Genomic DNA, 20,363 nt, shown 5'->3' with positions numbered 1-20,363 from the left:
TCTAAAATAAAAATTGACGTTTCACGTTGTTTGTTTCGTTCAGTTTTCAAAGAACTACTTAGTCGCTCATTTGCGACTTCCTTATGTTAACATCTTCATTTTTCAATGTCAACTAAGTTTTTTAATTTCTTTTTTGTCGTTTTCTGCGTTTCCGCATCAGCGACGGTTATTAATATATCATGCAGTATATACAGGGTCAATACTTTTTATAAAAAAATTTCACATCCCGTTAAAAACTTAAAAACCGCTGTAAAAATCATTATAGCATCCATTCATTCTTGGCTTTCCTCCTATTCATTTCATATCTTACCTCTTTATCAATTTACACGAGAGTGAAAATTCTAAATTTTATGTTATATTATTAGTATAGGAGCGTGGTGAGAATGAGCATTAAGTATTCAAACAAAATCAATAAAATCCGGACCTTTGCATTAAGTTTAGTATTTATCGGCCTCTTCATTGCATACTTAGGTGTCTTTTTCCGCGAAAACATTATTATTATGACAACGTTTATGATGGTTGGCTTTTTAGCTGTTATCGCTAGCACTGTCGTTTACTTTTGGATTGGTATGTTATCTACTAAGACTATCCAAATTATTTGTCCAAGCTGTGATAAGCCAACCAAAATGCTCGGCCGTGTCGATGCATGTATGCACTGCAATCAACCTTTAACACTAGATCGAGATCTAGAAGGAAAAGAATTTGATGAAAAGTATAATAAGAAGAGTTATAAATCATAAGTATCAAGGGAAATACGAATTTGCAACACTACAAACGTTTCAACTCATTAAAAAGTTGATTTCTTAAAAAATCAACTTTTTAATTGTTTTATTAAATTTATTACACCTATTTTTTCGAAATAACAGTAAACATCCCTGTCATATTAGGCGAATAATCTTTAAAATCATATTTTTCGTAGAATGATGTTTTACCTTGCGACGCAAACAAACCAATGAATGCTTTATCTGGAGTATTCCCATTTAAGTATTCTACTAAAGTATTCATTATTTTCTTTCCAATACCATTCTTTTGATAATCTGGATGAACCACTATATCTTGAATATAGAAATAGATAGCCCCATCACCAACAATTCTCCCCATGCCGATGATTTGATTATTATCCTTGACTGTTATACAGTAAATCGAATTTTGAAGTGATATTTCCGCCACCTCAAAGTTCATATAGTTAGTCCATCCCACAGAATCACATAAATATTTATATTCTTCCAATGTTGGAATGTTATTTTTAATCTCATATTTCTTCAAAATGTCCCCTCCAAGAATTCATTTCCACCAATACAAAGTAAATTCGACAAACTTTTATCTAACCCTTCTTACTAACTTAGCACTGTAAATCCCGATTAACCTCACGCTAATCCTTATATAATAAAGAAAGAGGCTGACGTATAGCCGTCAGCCTCTTTCTTTATTATATATTACGCCTTATGACACTCTGGACAAACGCCATAAATTTCTAAGCGATGACTATTGATAACGAAGCCTGTCGTTTTCGCAGCTTCCTCTTCCAGCTTTTCCAAGCCTCCATAAGGAAAATCAACAATCTTACCACATTTTTCGCAAATCACATGATAATGTTGACTTGTAACATAATCAAATCTACTTGAAGCGTCTCCATAAGTTAATTCCTTTACAAGTCCAACCTCTTTAAACACACGTAAGTTATTATAGACAGTTGCAACACTCATATTTGGAAACTTACCTTCTAATGCTTTATAAATATCATCCGCTGTTGGGTGCGTCATTGATTCCACAAGGTACTCTAAAATAGCATGACGCTGTGGAGTAATGCGTACACCCGTATTTTTCAGCATTTCTAGCGCTTCTTTTAATTCTTCTTTGACCACCGTCATGCACCCCGATTCTATACGGATTATTATTTTATAATTCTTATAAAGAGTGTACTCCTTTTCTTATAAATCGTCAATATTTCTACTATAAGTATGTAGTTTATTTTTATATTCAGGACTTGTTTTTATGTATCTTTCCCTTTTTTCTTCATATATTCCATAGAAAAAAGTGCGACATAATCGCACTTGGAATACTATCATCTGAGGAGGTATGCCCTACACTTCCACTTTATGTAAGGCAGTAAAATATGTATAGACACTTGCCTTGTTTCTGCATATTTTATCTCCAATGTAGATTTATTTTATATAAGAAAGAACATCCTCAATATGTCCTTTCACTTTCACTTTACGCCACTCTTTTACAAGTTCACCGTCTTTATTAATAAGGAATGTAGAACGCTCGATTCCCATATACTCTTTCCCAAAGTTCTTTTTTAACTTCCAAACATCGTATAACTCTGCTACTTTATGATCTTCATCTACTAAAAGTGTAAATGGCAATTCATGTTTCTCAATGAATTTCAAATGTCTATTCGCTGAATCAGGACTTACTCCAAGAATAACCGTATCCTTCTCTTGAAATACTCCATACGCATCACGAAAATCACATGCTTCAGTTGTACATCCTGGCGTCATATCTTTCGGATAAAAATAGAGAACTACATTTTTACCGCGGAAATCAGCTAGGCGAACTTCTTCTCCGTTACTTCCCTCTAATGTGAATTCTGGTGCCATTTCTCCTACTGTAATCATAGTTATCACTCCTACTCTTTTCCTTTACTATAACAAATGCTTCCTTATTTTTCATTGTCTATTACAGACCTCATCACAAAAGCAAAAGGGAGTGTATATCCAATTAGCGCTTCTGCGATTGCAATCCATCGCCCAATTCCAATCGGAGATATGTCACCATATCCAACAGACAATAGAGTAACTGCGCTAAAATATAAACAAACTTCGACGAGTTGAAAAGAATGAGCGTTCAAACTTTCTCCGTCCTCTTTCAAAACTGCGAAACCCATTTCCTCTAATACAACGTAACTTAATCCAAATGCGATTAGTACTGTTGTATAGATTAAAAATAATGTGGCCAAATTATAGAGCGAAAAAAAACGCGTTGAATCCGAATAGGAACTCCATAATAATTGGACACTTTTCAAAATAGCGATTGCTGCAATTAATAGAATAAATCCCCATAACATGTCCTCCACCTCATTTTATATGTATGAGGTGGAGAACTGATTTATCCCTTAGAAACGAACAAGCTTCTATAATTAATTACCCGCGCCACGATACCTTTTTACCCCTTGGTTCCAGAGGGTGATTGCAATCGTAAAACAGATAACACCAACAATTGGCGTCGCAAATGCATAACTATTCCATTCTGTTTTTCTTAAAAAGTATGCCGCTGGATATACTCCAACAAACGCAAACGGTAAAACAAACGTTAAAATGAAACGAATTACACGATTATAAATATTAACAGGATAGCGCCCGTAATTACCTATGTTATACATAAGAGGCATAATTGAACTTTTCGCATCCGACCAAAAACCAAGGCTCGCCAGCGTAACAAATATCCCTCCATATACAAGTGCTCCTCCTCCTACCATCAATATAAATAAGAAGAAATCATACCAGTAAAAAGATAATTGTAACTCCACAGCTGCATATCCCATTACAACAATCCCTGTAATAGCTCCAATTAAAGATTCAAGTTCCATTCTTTCTAATATAATTTGAAATAGGCTATGGATCGGCCGCGTTAATACACGATCCATCTCCCCTTTAATAATGTATCGATCATTAAAATCCCATATATTAAAGAAAGCTGAAAAGATGGCAAATGGTACTAAAAAGAAACCATAAATAAAGATTACTTCTTCTCGACTCCATCCCTTCAATGCTTGTGTATGCCCAAATACAACGAGAATAAATATTAAATTAACTGCTTGAAGCGATAAATCAGAAAGTAAACCAACGATAAAATCGCCTCGATACTCCAATTTTGTTTTTATATATTGACTTGCATATTGTAAAAATAAGTTTATATATAGCATCTCATCATCCCCCTTGTACAATTAGACGTTTTCTCGCCGTTCTCCACATGAGTACAATTGGAATAATAAGTACAATCGCCCAAATCACTTGAAATACTAAAGCCTCATACAACTTACTCCCCTGTATACCTTCAGAAAAAATCATACTTGGAATATAACTAATAGCCTGAAACGGTAAAAACATCATTGCTTTTTGGGCCCATAGCGGATAAAAACTAATTGGTAATAATAGACCTGAAAATAAATCAATAACAACGCGTTTTGCATACATAATCCCACTATTATTAAATAGGAAAAACGTAAGCATTCCCGTCATTAAATTAATTTGTGTATTAATAATAAAACTAAATATTAAAGATAAGAAGAAATATAACCAAGTTTGAAAATTTGTTGTAATTTGCAACGAAAATAATAACGTAACGATAACCATGCCTGGAATGGAAAAGAAGGCAAAACGGAATATTCCCTCGCCAAGACCTTGCATAACTTTCATTCCCAAATAGTTATACGGACGAATTAATTCTACAGCCACACGTCCTTCTTGAATCTCCATCGCAATTTCCCTATCTATATTATTAAAATAGAAGGCACGTGCCATCCACGCGATTGCGATATACGTGGTCATTTGCGAAATAGATAAACTTTCAATATTCTCTTTTCCGCTATAAATTGCTTGCCATAAAAAATAGTAAGCACCGATATTAATCGTATAAATTAAAATCCCGCTATAGTAATTTGTACGATACGCAAGCATCATTAAAAAGCGAATTCGAATCATTTCAATATACTTACCCATGCGTAATACCCTCTTCATAAATGTTACGAATAATTTCCTCTGTAGACACTTCGTTAATTTTTAAATCTTTAATTTGAAAGGCTTGTACTACTTTAGAAATAAGCATTGAAATAATAACTTCTTCATTCGGAATTTTTGCAACCCATGCATTTTCCTCTTTTGCTTTCGACCAAACGACATGATTATCTGGCATAACCATTGATAAAGCCTGATAGGAAACTGGTGCAACAAACTGAAAGTGAATTTCCTTCTCCGCTCCCCACTGCGTACGAAGATTATTTAAAGAACCGTCATACATAATATTTCCTTCATCCAGCATGATAACGCGCTCACATAAAGCTTCAATATCAGTAATATCGTGTGTTGTTAATAAAATTGTTGTTTTATAACGTTCATTCATTTCTTTTAAAAATTCACGTATTTTCAATTTCACAAGTACATCTAACCCAATTGTTGGCTCATCTAAAAATAATAACGGTGGATTATGAATTAAGGCTGCCGCTAATTCACAACGCATCCTTTGACCAAGAGATAATTTTCGAACTGGTTTATCTAATAAGGGCCCTATATCTAACGTTTCAATTACGTGCTCCATATGCTCCTTATACTGAGCGTCTGATACACCATACACTTTCTTTAATAAACGAAACGATTCTTGTACTGCAATATCCCACCAAAGTTGCGAACGCTGTCCAAAAACAACACCAATTGTTCTTACAAATTCTTCTCTTTGATTATGTGGGTTCATTCCATTTACTGTGATTTGCCCTGATGTCGGAGTTAAAATCCCCGTAAGCATTTTAATTGTTGTTGATTTACCAGCACCGTTCTCACCGATATAACCAACCATTTCACCTTGCTTTACAGTAAAAGATACATCATTTACTGCTGGTACTATTTTATAATTACGATTTAATAAATCGCGAAATGCACCCTTTAAGCCCGGACGACTTGAATAGGCTGTAAACTCTTTACGTAACCCTTGTACCTCAATTACCGATTTCATAATCGGACCCCCCTCCTAAATGTCACAACGAATAGTTTACCCAACTGCCTTCGCTATCACAAACAATACGTCTTTTCGAAAAACATGTTAGAATAATACATAGATTTTTGTAAGGAGATGAATTGTAGTGAATTTCACAAAGTCAGAAGCATTACATAAAGAAGCTTTAGAGCATATCGTTGGCGGTGTTAACAGTCCTTCTCGTTCTTTTAAAGCAGTTGGCGGCGGCGCTCCTGTTGCTATGGAACGTGGGAAAGGCGCTTATTTCTGGGATGTAGACGGAAATAAATATATCGATTATTTAGCAGCATACGGTCCTATTATTACTGGACATGCTCATCCGCATATAACAAAAGCAATTACAACAGCTGCTGAAAATGGGGTACTTTATGGAACACCAACAGCGCTAGAGGTAAAATTCGCAAAAATGTTAAAAGAAGCAATGCCTGCATTAGATAAAGTCCGTTTCGTAAACTCTGGTACAGAAGCAGTGATGACAACGATTCGTGTTGCTCGTGCTTATACAGGTCGCACAAAAATCATGAAATTTGCTGGTTGTTACCACGGTCATTCTGATTTAGTACTTGTGGCAGCTGGATCTGGCCCTTCTACTTTAGGAACTCCTGACTCAGCTGGCGTACCACAAAGTATTGCACAAGAAGTTATTACCGTTCCATTTAACAATGTAGAAACTTTAAAAGAAGCTTTAGATAAATGGGGTCATGAAGTAGCAGCTATCCTTGTAGAACCGATCGTTGGAAACTTCGGTATTGTAGAGCCTAAACCTGGATTCCTTGAAAAAGTGAATGAACTTGTTCACGAAGCTGGCGCACTAGTAATTTATGATGAAGTTATTACTGCTTTCCGCTTTATGTACGGCGGTGCTCAAGACTTACTTGGTGTTACACCTGACTTAACAGCGCTTGGTAAAGTTATTGGCGGTGGCTTACCAATCGGTGCTTACGGTGGTAAGAAAGAAATTATGGAACAAGTTGCTCCGCTTGGACCTGCATACCAAGCTGGTACAATGGCAGGAAACCCTGCTTCTATGGCATCAGGTATCGCTTGTCTAGAAGTACTTCAACAAGAAGGGCTTTATGAGAAATTAGATGAACTTGGTGCAATGCTTGAAAAAGGAATTTTAGAGCAAGCAGCGAAACATAATATCGACATTACATTAAATCGTCTAAAAGGGGCTTTAACTGTATACTTCACAACTAATACAATTGAAGATTACGATGCCGCACAAGATACAGACGGTGAAATGTTCGGTAAATTCTTCAAGCTTATGCTTCAAGAAGGAGTTAACTTAGCACCTTCTAAATACGAGGCATGGTTCTTAACTACAGAACATACAAAAGAAGATATTGAATATACAATCGAAGCTGTCGGCAGAGCATTTGCTGCCCTAGCAGACAATAAATAATCCCGTCATTAAAAGGAAAAAAGAAAGCTCACCTTTCTTTTTTCCTTTTTTCTATTTCATAAATTACGTATTAATAGTATAATTATTCATAATTATCTGTTTTATATTCTTTTACAGCATTACTATCTCTGTGTACAAGGTGATTTGCGCCTTAAATAGTAAGATTATTCTAACTTTTACAAGAGGGGGGATTGACGGATGCTCAATAAAAAAAATACATGGACACCGTCTTTATTTCGAGATTATAGAAATGCAGAACATGATGCGTGTGGAATCGTTTCCGTTATGGAGAAACGAAAAATTGCTACAAAAGAAAACATTGACCTTTGCATACAATCACTCGTCAAAATGAATCATAGAGCTGGTTTCATTAATGGCGAGGGCGATGGCATCGGCATTCACATTGATATACCAAAAACACTTTGGAATGAAAAACTAAAAAGTAGCGGATATAATCCAACGATTGTGGATCATCCCCACTTTATCGTTGGACATTTTTTTCTAAATAAAAAAGAAAACATTACTGCCTTAAAAGATTATATTCGTACGCAATTAAACAACAAAAACTTTACTATTATTTTCGAAAGTGACGATGCAACAAACTCAGATGCGCTCGGTCCACTTGGTAAACAAGAAGAACCTTTATTTTGGCAAGTTGCCCTTATCGCAGAAAACGAAATTATAAATATTGAGCAAACATTATTTTCTGTCACAATAAAAATAGAGGAAAACGAAGCAATTCATGTTGCTTCATTAAGTCATGATCATGTTGTATATAAAGTTCTAGGTGCTGGTGATACGCTTGTTGCCTACTATAATGATTTACAACATCCGCTTATCGCTTCAACTATGACATTAGGACATAACCGCTACTCTACTAATACATTATCTAATTTTTTTCGTGTACAACCATTTAGCATTCTCGGACATAATGGTGAAATTAACACAATTGCGAAATTACGCGATCAAGCTGAAATGATTGATGTACCACTTACTGCAGGAGGCAGTGACTCTCAAGATTTAAACCGCACCTTAGAAACCCTACTTGTTCAATACGGCTACAGCTTATTTGAAGCAATGGAAATTCTATTCCCACCAATTATTAATGAAATTAAACTTTATGAAACACCTTTACAAGATTTATATACGTATATACGTGAAGCATGGGGACATTTTGCACAAGGACCAGCTGGCATCATTTCCCGTTTTAAAGATGAAGCTGTTTTCAGCGTTGATTCCCTTGGATTACGCCCAGTATGGAAAGTAGAGACAGAGAGCTCTTATATTTTCTCTTCTGAACCTGGAGTTGTATCACCAACTAAATATGTAGCAGAACCAAAACCACTCGCTCCTGGAGAAAAAGTCGGATTAAAATGGAATGAACAAGATGAACTTGTTCTTTATGAATATGACAAATATCAAATCCAAGTATATAACCGTTTTAAAAAGCGAATTGATACTACCAATTACCATTTAAATTTATCTATCCCTGAAACGAAAAAAATCCAAGGGCTATGTGATTCTGTTCAAGTTGAAACGAAAGAATACGTCGCTTTCGGATGGGACCGAGAACATATTCAACTTCTTGAACAGATGGCAACAAAAGGCGTTGAGCCAATACGCTCACTTGGGCATGACTCACCACTTGCCGCACTCGATACTGATAGACGAAATATCGCTGACTTTATTAAAGAAAGTGTAGCTGTTGTTACAAACCCTGCAATTGACCGTGACCGTGAAATTGAACACTTCTCTACACGTACTGTACTTGGAGAGCGTCCAAGTTTATTAAGCGGCGCAAAACGGCCATTTGTAGTTGAAATGCTTTCACCAATTATTTTAGAAGGCAGCGTGGCACAACCTATTGCAGAGGAATTACACACAATTACGTACGAACAACTCATAGAGCTATTTAAGACTCATAACTCTATCGCCACAATCTCTGCTACATTCAGCTCGTCAGAAACTCTGCAATGCGCATTAAGCCGCATTAGTTCTGAAGCGATAGCTGCTGTTAACAATGGCGCTTCCCTACTAGTATTAGATGACGCAAAAGCCCATCTAAATGAACGATTGTGGATTGATCCACATTTAGTTACCGCTAAAGTACATCAAGCATTAAGTGAAAATAAATTACGCCGCAATTGTTCTCTCGTTATACGTTCTGGTGCTCTTCGCTCCTTACATGACATTGTCACGCTATATGGATTAGGAGCAGATGGTATTAATCCATATTTATTATTCGCGACTGTAAATGATGGAACAAAAACACCAATTACGAATCTATATACTGCACTTAATAAAGGATTAGAAAAAGTCATTTCAACAATTGGAATTCATGAGTTACGTGGTTACGGACGTCTCTATTCATCTATTGGATTACATGAAGAAATCGCAAATATATTACAGATTACAAATTTCTTCGGTTCAAATGATTTAGCCTTTTCACTTGAATCACTTGTTGAAGATGCAAAAATACGAGCAGAGGATTATAACAATCCTAAAATTAGAATGCGAAAATCATTTCATATATTCCCGCGAATTTGGAAAGCCATCGGCGATGTTGCAAAAGGAAATTCTTATGATGATTACCGTGACAAGTTAAGTGAACTAGAAGAGAATAATCCAATCGCAATCAGACACCTTGTTCAAACGAAACAAACAAAACATGTCGTTCCAACTGAAGAAGTATCTATCGGCATCAAAAATCATAATTTACCATTTATTATTAGTTCTATGTCATTTGGTTCTCAAAACGAAATTGCCTTTCGCGCATATGCAGAAGCAGCCGATCAGCTAAATATGATTAGCTTGAACGGTGAAGGCGGCGAAATTAAAGATATGATTGGAAAATATCCACATACACGTGGACAACAAGTAGCATCTGGGCGATTTGGAGTAAATGCCGAACTACTAAACTCATCAAACTTAATTGAAATCAAAATCGGTCAAGGCGCAAAGCCTGGGGAAGGTGGGCATTTACCTGGTTCAAAAGTGACAGCCAAAATCGCTGAAGCACGTAATGCGACAATCGGCTCAGATTTAATTTCGCCTTCTAATAACCATGATATTTATTCAATTGAAGATTTAGCTCAAATGATTACAGAAATTAAAACAGCTAATCAACTTGCCAAAGTAGCCGTGAAAGTCCCTGTTGTTCCTAATATCGGAACAATTGCTGTCGGTATCGCCAAAGCTGGCGCTGATTTTATTAACATTAGCGGATTCGATGGCGGAACAGGCGCTGCACGTATTCACGCATTGCAGCATGTAGGTCTCCCTGTAGAAATTGGTGTTAAAGCCGCTCACAACGCTTTATTAGAAGCAAGCATGAGACATAAAGTAGAGATTTGGGCAGATGGTGGTATTCGAAGTGTAAATGATGCCTTGAAAATCATGCTCCTCGGAGCAAACCGTATTGGATTTGGCACACTATCAATGATTGCAATCGGCTGTACTACTTGCCGTGGGTGCCATCTAGATACTTGCCATGTTGGAATTGCGACACAAATCGAGTCTGAAGCACAAGCAAAAGAACACGGGTTACGCCGCTTCGTCCCACGCGAATTAGAAAGCGCAGTTGCTGGCCTGCTAAATTTATTCACCTCTTTCGGTGTAGAACTAAAACGATTAACAGGACAGCTTGGTTATACAAATTTACAAGCAATTGTTGGGCGTTCTGATTTATTAGAGCAAGTTCGAGGCGAAAATTTATTAAACTTACGTAATTTACTACAAATAATAGAACATCCATCTGTTACAACAACAGAAGGCGTATCGGAAAAACAATTTAAGACAGTTCATTCCGCTGACTCAAAAGAATTGGTAGGCGTTGGTGTAGAGCAACGCGTTATGGGTGGTCTAGAATCATGTTATCGCGTTCGCAGTAAACTATATGAAGCTACTCAACTTGAACCACTTACATTAAAGTATACGAATGGTTCTATTCCCGGAAATGGGTTAGGTGCTTACAATAGTGAAAATTTATTTATACACGTAAATGGCGGCGCACAAGATGGCATTGGTAAAACTTCCTTTGGTGGTGGGATTTATATAACGAAATCAAAAGGAAAAGACGGAGTATATTATAACGGTTCTGTCGGAAAAGGATTTGGATATGGTGCACAAAAAGGGGCACTATACGTACAAGGGAACGCTGATGCTCGCGCTGGCATTCGCCTTTCTGGGGCAGACATGATAATTGGAGGTAGAATAACAAAACCACTCCGTGAAAAAGAGCAAGGAAATATAGGTGCATACTCCAATATTAAAGGTTTTGCTTTTGAATATATGACAAACGGGCGAGCGCTTGTTTTAGGTGACCCTGGTCCATGGATTTGCGCTGGCATGACTGGCGGTGTTGTTTATTTGCGTCGTGATTCAAACTTAGGCTTAACAGAACAGGCCTTAAAAAGAAGAATCGCAAAAGGCGCAAATGTTACATTACAACCAATTAGTAAAAATGGTTTGAAAGATGTAACTGAATTATTGCTAGACTATATTCGTGTACTAAACGAGCACGAGCAATATGAGGAAGTTGCTTTGTTAACACCATTATTAGATGATATACAGAACAAGTTTTTTGAGATTATCCCGAAAAAAGAACAGGCAGATCCATCTATCTCAACAGAGTAAAATGAGTAATTTTCATTATTAAGAAAAAATTGACGAAGTACGCTTCTCATAGTAATCTATAGTAACAATTTGAGACCTGCTGAAATTCAGCAGGTTTTTTTACTAAAAACTGATGTTTAAAAGGAATTAGGAAAAATTATAAAGTGAAACTTTAATTAGCCTACTCCAATCGGACGTTTACCGGCATCCAGCTTCTGAATTTTGAGGCGCGAATCTTACTACTCACAATTAGCGGGATAAAATGAACACTAATTTCTTTTAACGTCACTAAAATATCACTTGCTAACATATTGTAATGAATGTATAGTATCATGTTGTACATTCATTATGACAAGAGAAAGGATCTTATTAAGGGTATGAAACTTGGTGCTCGCATTTTAAAAACGGGTATTGCCATCACGTTAGCTTTATTTGCTTGTATTTTACTTCAATTACCGAGTCCGGTATTTGCGGGAATTTCAGCTATCTTTGCTGTTCAACCGTCTGTATACCGTTCTTATTTAACAGCACTTGAACAAATTCAAGCAAATGTAATTGGTGCGATATTTGCTATCGCATTTGCTACTGCTTTTGGACATAATCCTTTTATTATTGGATTAACATGTATATTAGTAATTGCTCTTACATTACAATTACGATTAGAAAACACAATATCAATTGCTTTAGTAACAGTTATCGCCATTATGGAGTATCAAGGCGAAGATTTCTTTAGTTTTGCCTTACTTCGATTTGCGACGATTATGATTGGTATTATTGCGGCTTCACTTGTAAATTTAGTATTTATGCCGCCAAAATATGAAACAAAACTTTATCATCGTATCGTTGATAATACAGAAGAAATTGTAAAATGGATTCGAATGAATAGCAGGCAGGCTTCTGATTTTACAACGCTAAAAACTGATATTGATCGTATGAAAGAAAAAATGATCAAACTAAACCATTACTATTTGCTGTATAAAGAAGAAAGAAGCTACACGAAAAAAGTAAAGTTCGCAAAAATTCGTAAGCTCGTTTTATTCAGACAAATGTTAGCGACAACAAGCCGTGCTTTAAGTACGTTAAAATCATTACACCGTACTGAAAATGAACTGCGCTATATGCCGGAAGAATTTCAGGAATCTATCCAAAACGAACTTGACTCATTAACGCATTATCATGAACAAGTTTTATTAAAATTTATTGGTAAAGCAAAAAAACAACAATCAGTCGAAATGCTTGATGAAGTTGAAACAGGTAAACAAGAATTAATTGATATCTTTATGGAATATCAAAATAAAGACGATGAAGAAGCATATAAAACATGGTTACATCTCTTCCCTCTTATTTCTTCCATCATTAACTATAGTGAAGAAGTAGAGCATTTAGATTTGCTTGTAGATAGCTTCTACACATACCATAAACCAGAAAAAGAACTCCAAATCGATGATAAAAAAGAAGACGAATAAAAAAACAGCTCCTTTTATGCTAAAGGAGCTGTTTCTGTTATATGTTGAAGTTGATATAAATTGTAATAAAATCCTCTTTTTGCATTAACTCTTCATGAGAACCAGTCTCTTTAATCTCACCGTCTTCAATGTAAATAATCGTATCAACATGCGTAATCGTCGCTAATCGATGTGCAATTATAATCGTTGTCCGGTCAGCAGCTAACGTCTGAAGCGCCTCTTGAATATACCTTTCATTTTCTAAATCTAATGCTGAAGTTGCTTCATCTAATATAAGTACCGAAGGATTCTTTAGAAACACTCGTGCAATTGCCACGCGTTGTCTTTGCCCGCCCGATAGCTTCACACCACGTTCTCCAACGACAGTATTATAACCATCTGGTAAGTCTATAATAAAATCATGAATTTGCGCAGCTTTAGCAGCTGCAATAACCTCTTTCTCTGTAGCCTTCGGATTTCCATATAAAATATTAGCTCCAATTGTATCGCTAAACAATAAATTATCTTGCAGTACAATTCCAATATGACTACGCAAATTTCTCATATTATACTTTCTTACATCTATGCCATCTACATAAACCGTGCCTTCAGAAACATCATAGAAACGCGGGATCAAACTAGCAAGAGATGACTTTCCTCCCCCACTTGCTCCTACAAGCGCTACTTTCTCTCCAGGCTGCATAGTTAATGACAAGTTGTGTAATATCTCTTTTTCATCTACATTATAACGAAAAGAAACATTGTCAAATACAATTTCTCCATTTAATTTTTTCGTTTGTACCGCATTTGGCACATTAACAATATCGTATTTTTCATCTAACAGTTCAAACACACGGTCCATCGATGCAAAAGATTGTGTTAATGTTGTAGATGAATTAACAAGGCGGCGAAGCGGACTATATAAACTATCCATATATCCAACAAAAGCTACCATCGTTCCTAGCGTTAACTGTCCTTGAATTACTTCATATGCTGCAAAACCAATCACAAGTAACGGACCTAAATCGGTTAACGTATTTACTGCCGAAAATGTTCTTGCCGTCCAACTTGTATGGGTTAATGCTTTCGTTAAAAATTCATTATTTCTTTTTTCAAACTGCTTCCCCTCATACTCTTCTAACGCAAAGCTACGTGTCACTTGCATTCCTTGAATACGTTCATGCAAATACCCTTGCATCGTCGCTAACGCTTGTGAACGCTCTTTCGTCAATTTCCGAAGACGCCCGAAAAAATATTTCACTGCAATTACATAAATAGGTAAAATCAATAACGCAACAAATGTTAATTTTATATTCATAGAAAACATAACAATGATAGCAATAGCAATTGTTGCAGTATCTAACCAGACGTTCATCAAACCAGTAATTACAAAATCTTTCGTTTGTTCTACATCATGGATGACACGCGAAATAATCTCCCCTGTTTTTGTATTGGAGTAATAACGTAAACTTAACTTTTGTAAGTGACCGAAAATATGCTTCCGCAAATCATACAGTATTGTATTTGCGATACGTTGGGCGAAATATTGACGATAATATTCAATCGGTGGTCTTAATACCGCAAAAATAAAGAAAGCAATTCCAATCGCTGTTATTAATTGAGATGTTTTATCTTGAAGTGAGCCAGCGCCTTGAATTACATCATCGATAATATACTTTAATAACCACGGCATAATAAGTGGGATACCGAACTTAACTAGTCCAATAATAATTGTAATAGCAATAAGCCACCGATATGGTTTAACAAATTGTAAATATCTTTTTATGCCTTGCACATAATCCCCCCTCTAATAGGACAAACCTGCCGGGAAGCCCCCTGCAGGTTTGTTTTAATTTCTGTACATTAAATATCGTTCATACCACATATCTACGAAATCTGGTGCAAATGGACCTTTTCTTTGATGAATCCACTGTGTTAAATGTGCTACATTTCGTTTTAAAATTGTATCAATAACAGGTGGATACTGCATAATTTCACTATGTTTTTCATACTCATCTTCATCTAGAAGCGTATATGTCATATCTGGATATACTTTAATATCTAAATCATAATCAATATACTTTAATGCTTCAGGATCATACGCAAAAGGTGAGCTTAAATTACAATAATAATATACGCCATCTTCCCTAAGCATCCCAATCACATTAAACCAATAGTTGGCATGAAAATAGCAAATTGCTGGTTCACGAGTAATCCATGTTCGGCCATCCGATTCTGTAACTACTGTACGATCATTCGCTCCGATTACAAGACTCTGTGTCCCTTTTAAAATTGTTGTTTCTTCCCACATTCTATGAATGGAGCCATTATGTTTATAACTATGTATTTGTACTTTTTCTCCTTCTTTGGGAAATCCCATATATGCTCCCTTCTTTCAACTGCAAATGCCCTTTGAACGGCATTCACTTTTTTTCTATTATAACTTTTTTGTCGAAATTTTAAAACTAAAGGGATAAGACTCTATTTTTCAAACTGAATATGTAGGAGGTTTATCGTTGAATACTATGCCCCACCGCTTCTTAGGAGATAAAAGGATTGTACTGTATTATTTATAAGCGAGGACATGTAATAGAAAAAGCCCTTCTCTATTTCCATACAAAGAAGGACTTTTCACCTAAAGATAACAATATATCTTATCCTAAATTTGAAATCATTTTTTCAGTTGCAAAAGATTGAATTACACTATTCGTTTGCTCTTCAAATTTCTCATGTAACATCTTCAACGCTACTTCTGTTCTATATATTTCCTGGCGGATAAAATGCAGTTCTTTTTTATCGCACGTATCTTTTTCATTCATTTCAATTTGTTGATACTTCTCTAGATGTGCTTGTAACTTTAACAATTCATCCATCGTTTCTAATTGCTCCCCTACCAACTTATCAAAATCGTTCATTACTTACCCCCTTTTGGACTTATTCATCAGTTATTATTCCTAATTACATAATTCTAATTGTTAACTTCCTTCTCCTTTGACTACATTTGTTGACTTATTAGAAGTTATGTCGTTCACTTTCTTTTCATTACAACGATCCACGCAAAAAGAAAACACTTCTCCCGAATTAGAGAAGTGTTTTTCTTTCATTACTGATTTGAGCTAGAAGATTGTGATTGTTTTGCAGCTGACTTAGCATTTTGTTTTTTCACAGCATGCACGTCTGTTTCAGTTGCAAATTCTGTACCATAACTAGCGTTTGCACTTTGTGCACCAGAAGCTTGTGCTTTCTTTGCTTCTGATTGTGCGTTTGCTTGTTTTACTGCTTGTACATTTGTTTCAGTAGCAAATTCTGTACCATAACTAGCATTTGTACTTTGAATGCTAGCACCAGAAGTTGCCTTGTTATAACCTTGTTGTTTTTTACTCATCTTTCTCACCTCCACAATCAATAATGTAACCAATTCACTTAGAAGCTATCCGTAATTTTCTTTTGAATAATTTCCGCATATATCTTTTGTTACTTATTCAAACTATAAGAAATGGAGGTGGAAATATGTATATAGGACGCGATATGACTGAACTAACGATGATTTCAAAAAATGAATGGAAAGAAGATGAATTAGCTTATTTTCATCACTCACTACAACAGGTTCTGCCTTATTTAAATGTAGAAGGGCAGAGTATTTACAAAGAAATTGTAGTAGAAATTGAATCAAGAGGCGGCTTACAAGAAGGTGAAGCTAGTTGGACTCATGGGACAAAAATTTCTTACGATTAAAAAAGTGTTCCCTAGATTGGGAACACTTTTTTATTTATTGCATTGTAATTTTCTCCACACAATTTTCATAAATAGTACGGTGTGATTTTGAGAAAGGTAATTGCTCAAATACCTCTTTCGATACAAATTTTAATGTATCTGTATCAACAATATTACCGGTTACTTTTCCGTAAAATACAAATATATCCCAAGTACGATGTGTAAACGTATGTTGTACATTCATTGCGTATTCATCAATAGAAACCTCGAGCTCAAATTTTTCTTTCATATAATCTATAAGCTGTTCCTTCTGATTTCGAATACCTTCTCCAAGTTCAGCATTAGGAAACTCCCACATGTTAGCTAACAAACCTGTACTTGGACGTTTATTAATAACGTAACGACCGTCTTCAGTTTGAAGTACGCCTGCAACAATAGGTACCATTTTAGGAGCTTTCGCTTTACTTTTTACTGGTAATTCTTTTTGAACACCTTCAGCATATCCTCTGCAATGCTCACGCACAGGACAAAGTAAGCACGATGGATTTTTAGGAATACAAATCAATGCACCTAATTCCATCAATCCTTGATTAAAATAAGATGGGTTTTCTACTGAAATAATTTCACGCACAATCTCTTCAAAAACTTTTCGAGTCTTTGGTTTTGCAATATCATCCCATACTGATAAAATACGAGATAATACACGCATAACATTTCCATCAACTGCCGGCTCTGGTATACCATATGCGATACTTAAAATAGCACCTTTTGTATATGGTCCTACTCCTTTTAACTTTTCAATTTTCTTTACATCACTTGGTACAACCCCGCCGTATACTTCTTTTACCTCTTTTACTGCCGCATGTAAATTACGTGCTCTAGAATAATATCCTAAACCTTCCCATGCTTTTAATACTTCTTCATCATCTGCGTTCGCTAACGCTTCAAGTGTAGGAAACTTCCCCATAAAATTTGCGTAATATGGTTTTACAGCTTCTACTCTTGTTTGCTGCAACATAATTTCAGAAACCCAAACACGGTATGGATCTTTATTCTTTCTCCACGGTAAGTCACGCTGTTCTTCTTCAAACCAACCAATTAAATCATTTTGAAACTGCTCTATATTAAAATTGTTTAGTATTTCAAGTGTCAAACTTGATCCCCCTCATTTTTTTGCATATAAGTACTATTATAAAGATTTTAGGAAAAAATTTAAGTAAGATGACATAGGAAATAGAAGGCAAAGGACTTGAGGTATCGAATAAAAAGAGTTACATTAATAAAAAACGGAGGTGGATTTCTATGGACACAGCCACTCACCTTGTTATGGGTATCACTTTAGGTAGCTTAGCAACATTAGATCCAGCCATAGCACAAAGTGATATTGGCCCCCAAGCTGTTATGCTTGCTACAATTGCTGGTTCCAACATTCCTGACATTGACACAGTTCTAAAATTGCGTAATAACGCTAAATATATAAGAAATCATCGTGGGATTACTCATTCTATTCCAGCGGTAATTCTTTGGTCATTCCTTATAAGTGGCATCTCTTTCGCCTTCTTTTCAGAAGCTCCATATCTTCATCTACTACTTTGGTCATTTATTGCCGTCTTTCTTCACGTCTTTGTAGATATTTTCAACGCCTATGGTACACAAGCATTACGACCTTTCACAAAAAAATGGGTCGCACTTGGCATAATTAATACATTCGATACCGTAATTTTCTTTATCCATATACTTGCAATTGCTTGCATGCTCGTCGGTTCTCATAAGGGATATACAGCTTTAGCGGCATATATATTAATGATTGTTTACTATATCGGACGGATTATGATGCACAGAAATATAAGAAGCGTTGTACACAAACGTTTCAAAAATGTCGAAAAGATTATCATTTCTCCTTCTTACCGATTTTATCATTACCATTTAGCAGTCGTTACGGCTGATTATTACTACGTTGCGAGATGGCACCGTGGTAACATCATGATATATGACAAGTTCGATCGGGTACCGTTCCCAGACAACAATATTATGCGAGCAGCTAAACAAGATGAAAACATCTCAGCCTTCCTATCTTTCTCTCCTGTATATCGCTGGGATATTTTTGATCATGACCATTATTATGAAGTACGATTCATTGATTTACGATATCGAAGTAAAGATTATTATCCATTTGTTGCAATCGTTCAGCTCGACCACAATTTAAATATTATTAATTCCTATACAGGATGGATCTTTAGTGAAGAAAAGCTTCGAAAAAAACTGGAATTACTTCCACATTAAAAAAAGCGACTTAAGTCGCTTTTTTTAATGTTTCAAATGATCTTCTTGATTAATTAAATGACTATACTTCGGATTATTTGTCCGCATTTCATGAAGGCGTACACCATGATTATTAATCCATGATCGTACCACTTGTTCCGTCATTTCATCGCCTTGATAACGACCTGATTTTGCATAAGTTGTTTGAAAATCTTCCCATAGTAACTCAACCCACGCACGAGCTTGTGCGTAAGAAAGCTTGTCATTCTTGTCTAATAATTCTTTCGTTAATGTTTCATAAATATCATTCATATTATAATCTCCTTTTACCTATTTATCCCTTCATTTCTAAAGGATAGTTTCTTCAATTTTGCACATTCTATAATTGATACTTCTTAAAAAGGTATCAACCGATAATGAGGAGGGCGTTCGCAATGGGTAAACAAGCCGAATTTTGGTCTGAGTCAAAAAACAACAGCAAAATCGACGGTCAACCGAAAGCGAAATCACGCTTCGCTTCGAAACGACCTAACGGCACAATTAACACGCACCCACAAGAACGTATGCGTGCTGCAAATCAGCAGGAAGAGTAGTACAAATTAAATTAACTTCCTACACGAGGTGATAAAGATGAGCTACCGTGATCGCTTAGATAGTCGTTCTGAATTATTTAACCATACGTGGACTCGTCCAAAACATGCGAAAGCGCAAGTTAACGGACAGACGCAACAAACCCAGTCTCTCATTATATTGGCAAATGAATGTAAAAAACGCCAATTTTAGAATCTCCTATCTCCTTTAACGCCTACCAAAGATGAAAACCAGAGAGATATGTGCTCTCTGGTTTTTATTTTTCTTGCAATAAGGAAATTGGTATGCCAATCTCTTCATTATCATTTTGCTTATATCCCCAAGCAAATACCCCATTGAAATACGTAATTTTAAATAATACACCAGGTTCTTCTACTAATTCATATGTTTCACCAATATGGAACTTGTTTATATCCGTCATATAAGCACGAGCCATTGCCATTTTTCTCATTAATACATCAAATTCATTGACAATCCCAAGTTGCTCAGCTTTTACTGCTTGCTCCTTCAAAGCGCCAATTTCTTCCCTTAGCTCATGCGGTGTCATTTCACTGTAGCGTTTTGGCATATTCATCTTATTC

The 20,363-nt window shown here is 35.8% G+C and carries 21 protein-coding genes and 1 pseudogene; 8 read left to right on the top strand and 14 right to left on the bottom strand.

Features of this window, described 5'->3' with window-relative positions; all coding sequences use genetic code 11:
* Window positions 1–383: 383 nt before the first annotated feature.
* Window positions 384–740 carry a YgzB family protein gene (locus BC_RS02620; protein WP_000025058.1) on the top strand — a complete coding sequence of 119 codons (357 nt, stop codon included), beginning with the start codon at window positions 384–386 and terminating at the stop codon, window positions 738–740.
* Window positions 741–846: 106 nt separating this feature from the next.
* Here the strand turns inward: BC_RS02620 and BC_RS02615 are convergent, their stop codons facing one another.
* The 7 genes from BC_RS02615 to BC_RS02585 form a co-directional block, all read right to left on the bottom strand.
* Entirely contained in the window at window positions 847–1,266 is a 420-nt protein-coding gene (locus tag BC_RS02615; protein WP_000759735.1) for a GNAT family N-acetyltransferase, read from the bottom strand.
* 170 nt (window positions 1,267–1,436) lie between these two features.
* The gene (gene perR / locus BC_RS02610; RefSeq protein WP_000237829.1) at window positions 1,437–1,865 is read right to left on the bottom strand and encodes a peroxide-responsive transcriptional repressor PerR; all 429 of its coding nucleotides are present in this window, start codon (window positions 1,863–1,865) and stop codon (window positions 1,437–1,439) included.
* A gap of 300 nt (window positions 1,866–2,165) precedes the next feature.
* Entirely contained in the window at window positions 2,166–2,621 is a 456-nt protein-coding gene (bcp, locus tag BC_RS02605; protein ID WP_000633710.1) for a thioredoxin-dependent thiol peroxidase, read from the bottom strand.
* A 44-nt stretch (window positions 2,622–2,665) separates the two neighbouring features.
* Window positions 2,666–3,070 (bottom strand): potassium channel family protein, encoded by a 405-nt coding sequence (locus BC_RS02600; RefSeq protein ID WP_000964343.1) that lies wholly within the window; start codon window positions 3,068–3,070, stop codon window positions 2,666–2,668.
* Window positions 3,071–3,142: 72 nt separating this feature from the next.
* On the bottom strand, window positions 3,143–3,928 hold the full coding sequence (locus BC_RS02595; protein WP_000965773.1) for an ABC transporter permease: 786 nt from the start codon (window positions 3,926–3,928) through the stop codon (window positions 3,143–3,145).
* A 4-nt stretch (window positions 3,929–3,932) separates the two neighbouring features.
* Window positions 3,933–4,724, bottom strand: coding sequence for an ABC transporter permease (locus BC_RS02590; RefSeq protein ID WP_000521519.1), 792 nt, complete (start codon window positions 4,722–4,724; stop codon window positions 3,933–3,935).
* Window positions 4,717–5,730, bottom strand: coding sequence for an ABC transporter ATP-binding protein (locus BC_RS02585; RefSeq protein WP_000843667.1), 1,014 nt, complete (start codon window positions 5,728–5,730; stop codon window positions 4,717–4,719). Before BC_RS02585 ends, BC_RS02590 begins: the two co-directional genes overlap by 8 nt.
* A gap of 127 nt (window positions 5,731–5,857) precedes the next feature.
* Here BC_RS02585 and hemL point away from each other — a divergent pair, with 127 nt between their 5' ends.
* The 3 genes from hemL to BC_RS02570 all read left to right on the top strand — a co-directional run bounded on the left by hemL (window position 5,858) and on the right by BC_RS02570 (window position 13,236).
* On the top strand, window positions 5,858–7,156 hold the full coding sequence (gene hemL, locus BC_RS02580) for a glutamate-1-semialdehyde-2,1-aminomutase (RefSeq protein ID WP_001011863.1): 1,299 nt from the start codon (window positions 5,858–5,860) through the stop codon (window positions 7,154–7,156).
* Window positions 7,157–7,354: 198 nt separating this feature from the next.
* Window positions 7,355–11,791, top strand: a complete 4,437-nt coding sequence (locus BC_RS02575; protein ID WP_000932762.1) for a glutamate synthase-related protein — start codon at window positions 7,355–7,357, stop codon at window positions 11,789–11,791.
* A gap of 356 nt (window positions 11,792–12,147) precedes the next feature.
* A complete protein-coding gene (locus BC_RS02570; RefSeq protein WP_000765787.1) occupies window positions 12,148–13,236 on the top strand; it encodes an aromatic acid exporter family protein in 1,089 nt (362 codons plus the stop codon).
* A 14-nt stretch (window positions 13,237–13,250) separates the two neighbouring features.
* Here the strand turns inward: BC_RS02570 and BC_RS02565 are convergent.
* The 4 genes and pseudogenes from BC_RS02565 to BC_RS02550 all read right to left on the bottom strand — a co-directional run bounded on the left by BC_RS02565 (window position 13,251) and on the right by BC_RS02550 (window position 16,600).
* Window positions 13,251–15,010: pseudogene (locus BC_RS02565) on the bottom strand (ABC transporter ATP-binding protein).
* A 54-nt stretch (window positions 15,011–15,064) separates the two neighbouring features.
* Window positions 15,065–15,595 carry a nucleoside tri-diphosphate phosphatase gene (gene ntdP, locus BC_RS02560; protein ID WP_000506622.1) on the bottom strand — a complete coding sequence of 177 codons (531 nt, stop codon included), beginning with the start codon at window positions 15,593–15,595 and terminating at the stop codon, window positions 15,065–15,067.
* A gap of 274 nt (window positions 15,596–15,869) precedes the next feature.
* Window positions 15,870–16,130 (bottom strand): YgaB family protein, encoded by a 261-nt coding sequence (locus tag BC_RS02555; RefSeq protein ID WP_000997575.1) that lies wholly within the window; start codon window positions 16,128–16,130, stop codon window positions 15,870–15,872.
* Between the two features lie 188 nt (window positions 16,131–16,318).
* Window positions 16,319–16,600, bottom strand: coding sequence for a gamma-type small acid-soluble spore protein (locus BC_RS02550; RefSeq protein ID WP_000039035.1), 282 nt, complete (start codon window positions 16,598–16,600; stop codon window positions 16,319–16,321).
* A 125-nt stretch (window positions 16,601–16,725) separates the two neighbouring features.
* Here BC_RS02550 and BC_RS02545 point away from each other — a divergent pair, with 125 nt between their 5' ends.
* Window positions 16,726–16,950, top strand: coding sequence for a hypothetical protein (locus BC_RS02545; protein WP_000275436.1), 225 nt, complete (start codon window positions 16,726–16,728; stop codon window positions 16,948–16,950).
* 34 nt (window positions 16,951–16,984) lie between these two features.
* Here BC_RS02545 and mutY read toward each other — a convergent pair whose 3' ends face one another.
* Window positions 16,985–18,082 carry an A/G-specific adenine glycosylase gene (mutY, locus tag BC_RS02540; protein WP_000171397.1) on the bottom strand — a complete coding sequence of 366 codons (1,098 nt, stop codon included), beginning with the start codon at window positions 18,080–18,082 and terminating at the stop codon, window positions 16,985–16,987.
* 149 nt (window positions 18,083–18,231) lie between these two features.
* Here mutY and BC_RS02535 point away from each other — a divergent pair, with 149 nt between their 5' ends.
* Window positions 18,232–19,212, top strand: coding sequence for a metal-dependent hydrolase (locus BC_RS02535; protein ID WP_000379111.1), 981 nt, complete (start codon window positions 18,232–18,234; stop codon window positions 19,210–19,212).
* Window positions 19,213–19,236: 24 nt separating this feature from the next.
* On the opposite strand, the gene BC_RS02530 is transcribed toward BC_RS02535, so the two are convergent.
* Window positions 19,237–19,503, bottom strand: coding sequence for a YfhJ family protein (locus BC_RS02530; protein WP_000998166.1), 267 nt, complete (start codon window positions 19,501–19,503; stop codon window positions 19,237–19,239).
* 122 nt (window positions 19,504–19,625) lie between these two features.
* On the opposite strand from BC_RS02530, the gene BC_RS02525 reads away from it, so the two are divergent.
* Together BC_RS02525 and BC_RS02520 are read left to right on the top strand one after the other, a co-directional pair.
* The gene (locus BC_RS02525; protein ID WP_000517891.1) at window positions 19,626–19,784 is read left to right on the top strand and encodes a small, acid-soluble spore protein K; all 159 of its coding nucleotides are present in this window, start codon (window positions 19,626–19,628) and stop codon (window positions 19,782–19,784) included.
* Window positions 19,785–19,821: 37 nt separating this feature from the next.
* Entirely contained in the window at window positions 19,822–19,974 is a 153-nt protein-coding gene (locus BC_RS02520; protein ID WP_000122093.1) for a YpzG family protein, read from the top strand.
* Window positions 19,975–20,038: 64 nt separating this feature from the next.
* On the opposite strand, the gene BC_RS02515 is transcribed toward BC_RS02520, so the two are convergent.
* A complete protein-coding gene (locus BC_RS02515; RefSeq protein WP_001057020.1) occupies window positions 20,039–20,356 on the bottom strand; it encodes a YfhH family protein in 318 nt (105 codons plus the stop codon).
* Window positions 20,357–20,363 lie beyond the last annotated feature (7 nt).

This window comes from Bacillus cereus ATCC 14579 (genome assembly GCF_000007825.1).
Classification (GTDB): domain Bacteria; phylum Bacillota; class Bacilli; order Bacillales; family Bacillaceae_G; genus Bacillus_A; species Bacillus_A cereus.
The sequence above is the reverse complement of the archived record's forward strand: the minus strand, read 5'-3'. Positions and strand labels throughout refer to the sequence as shown.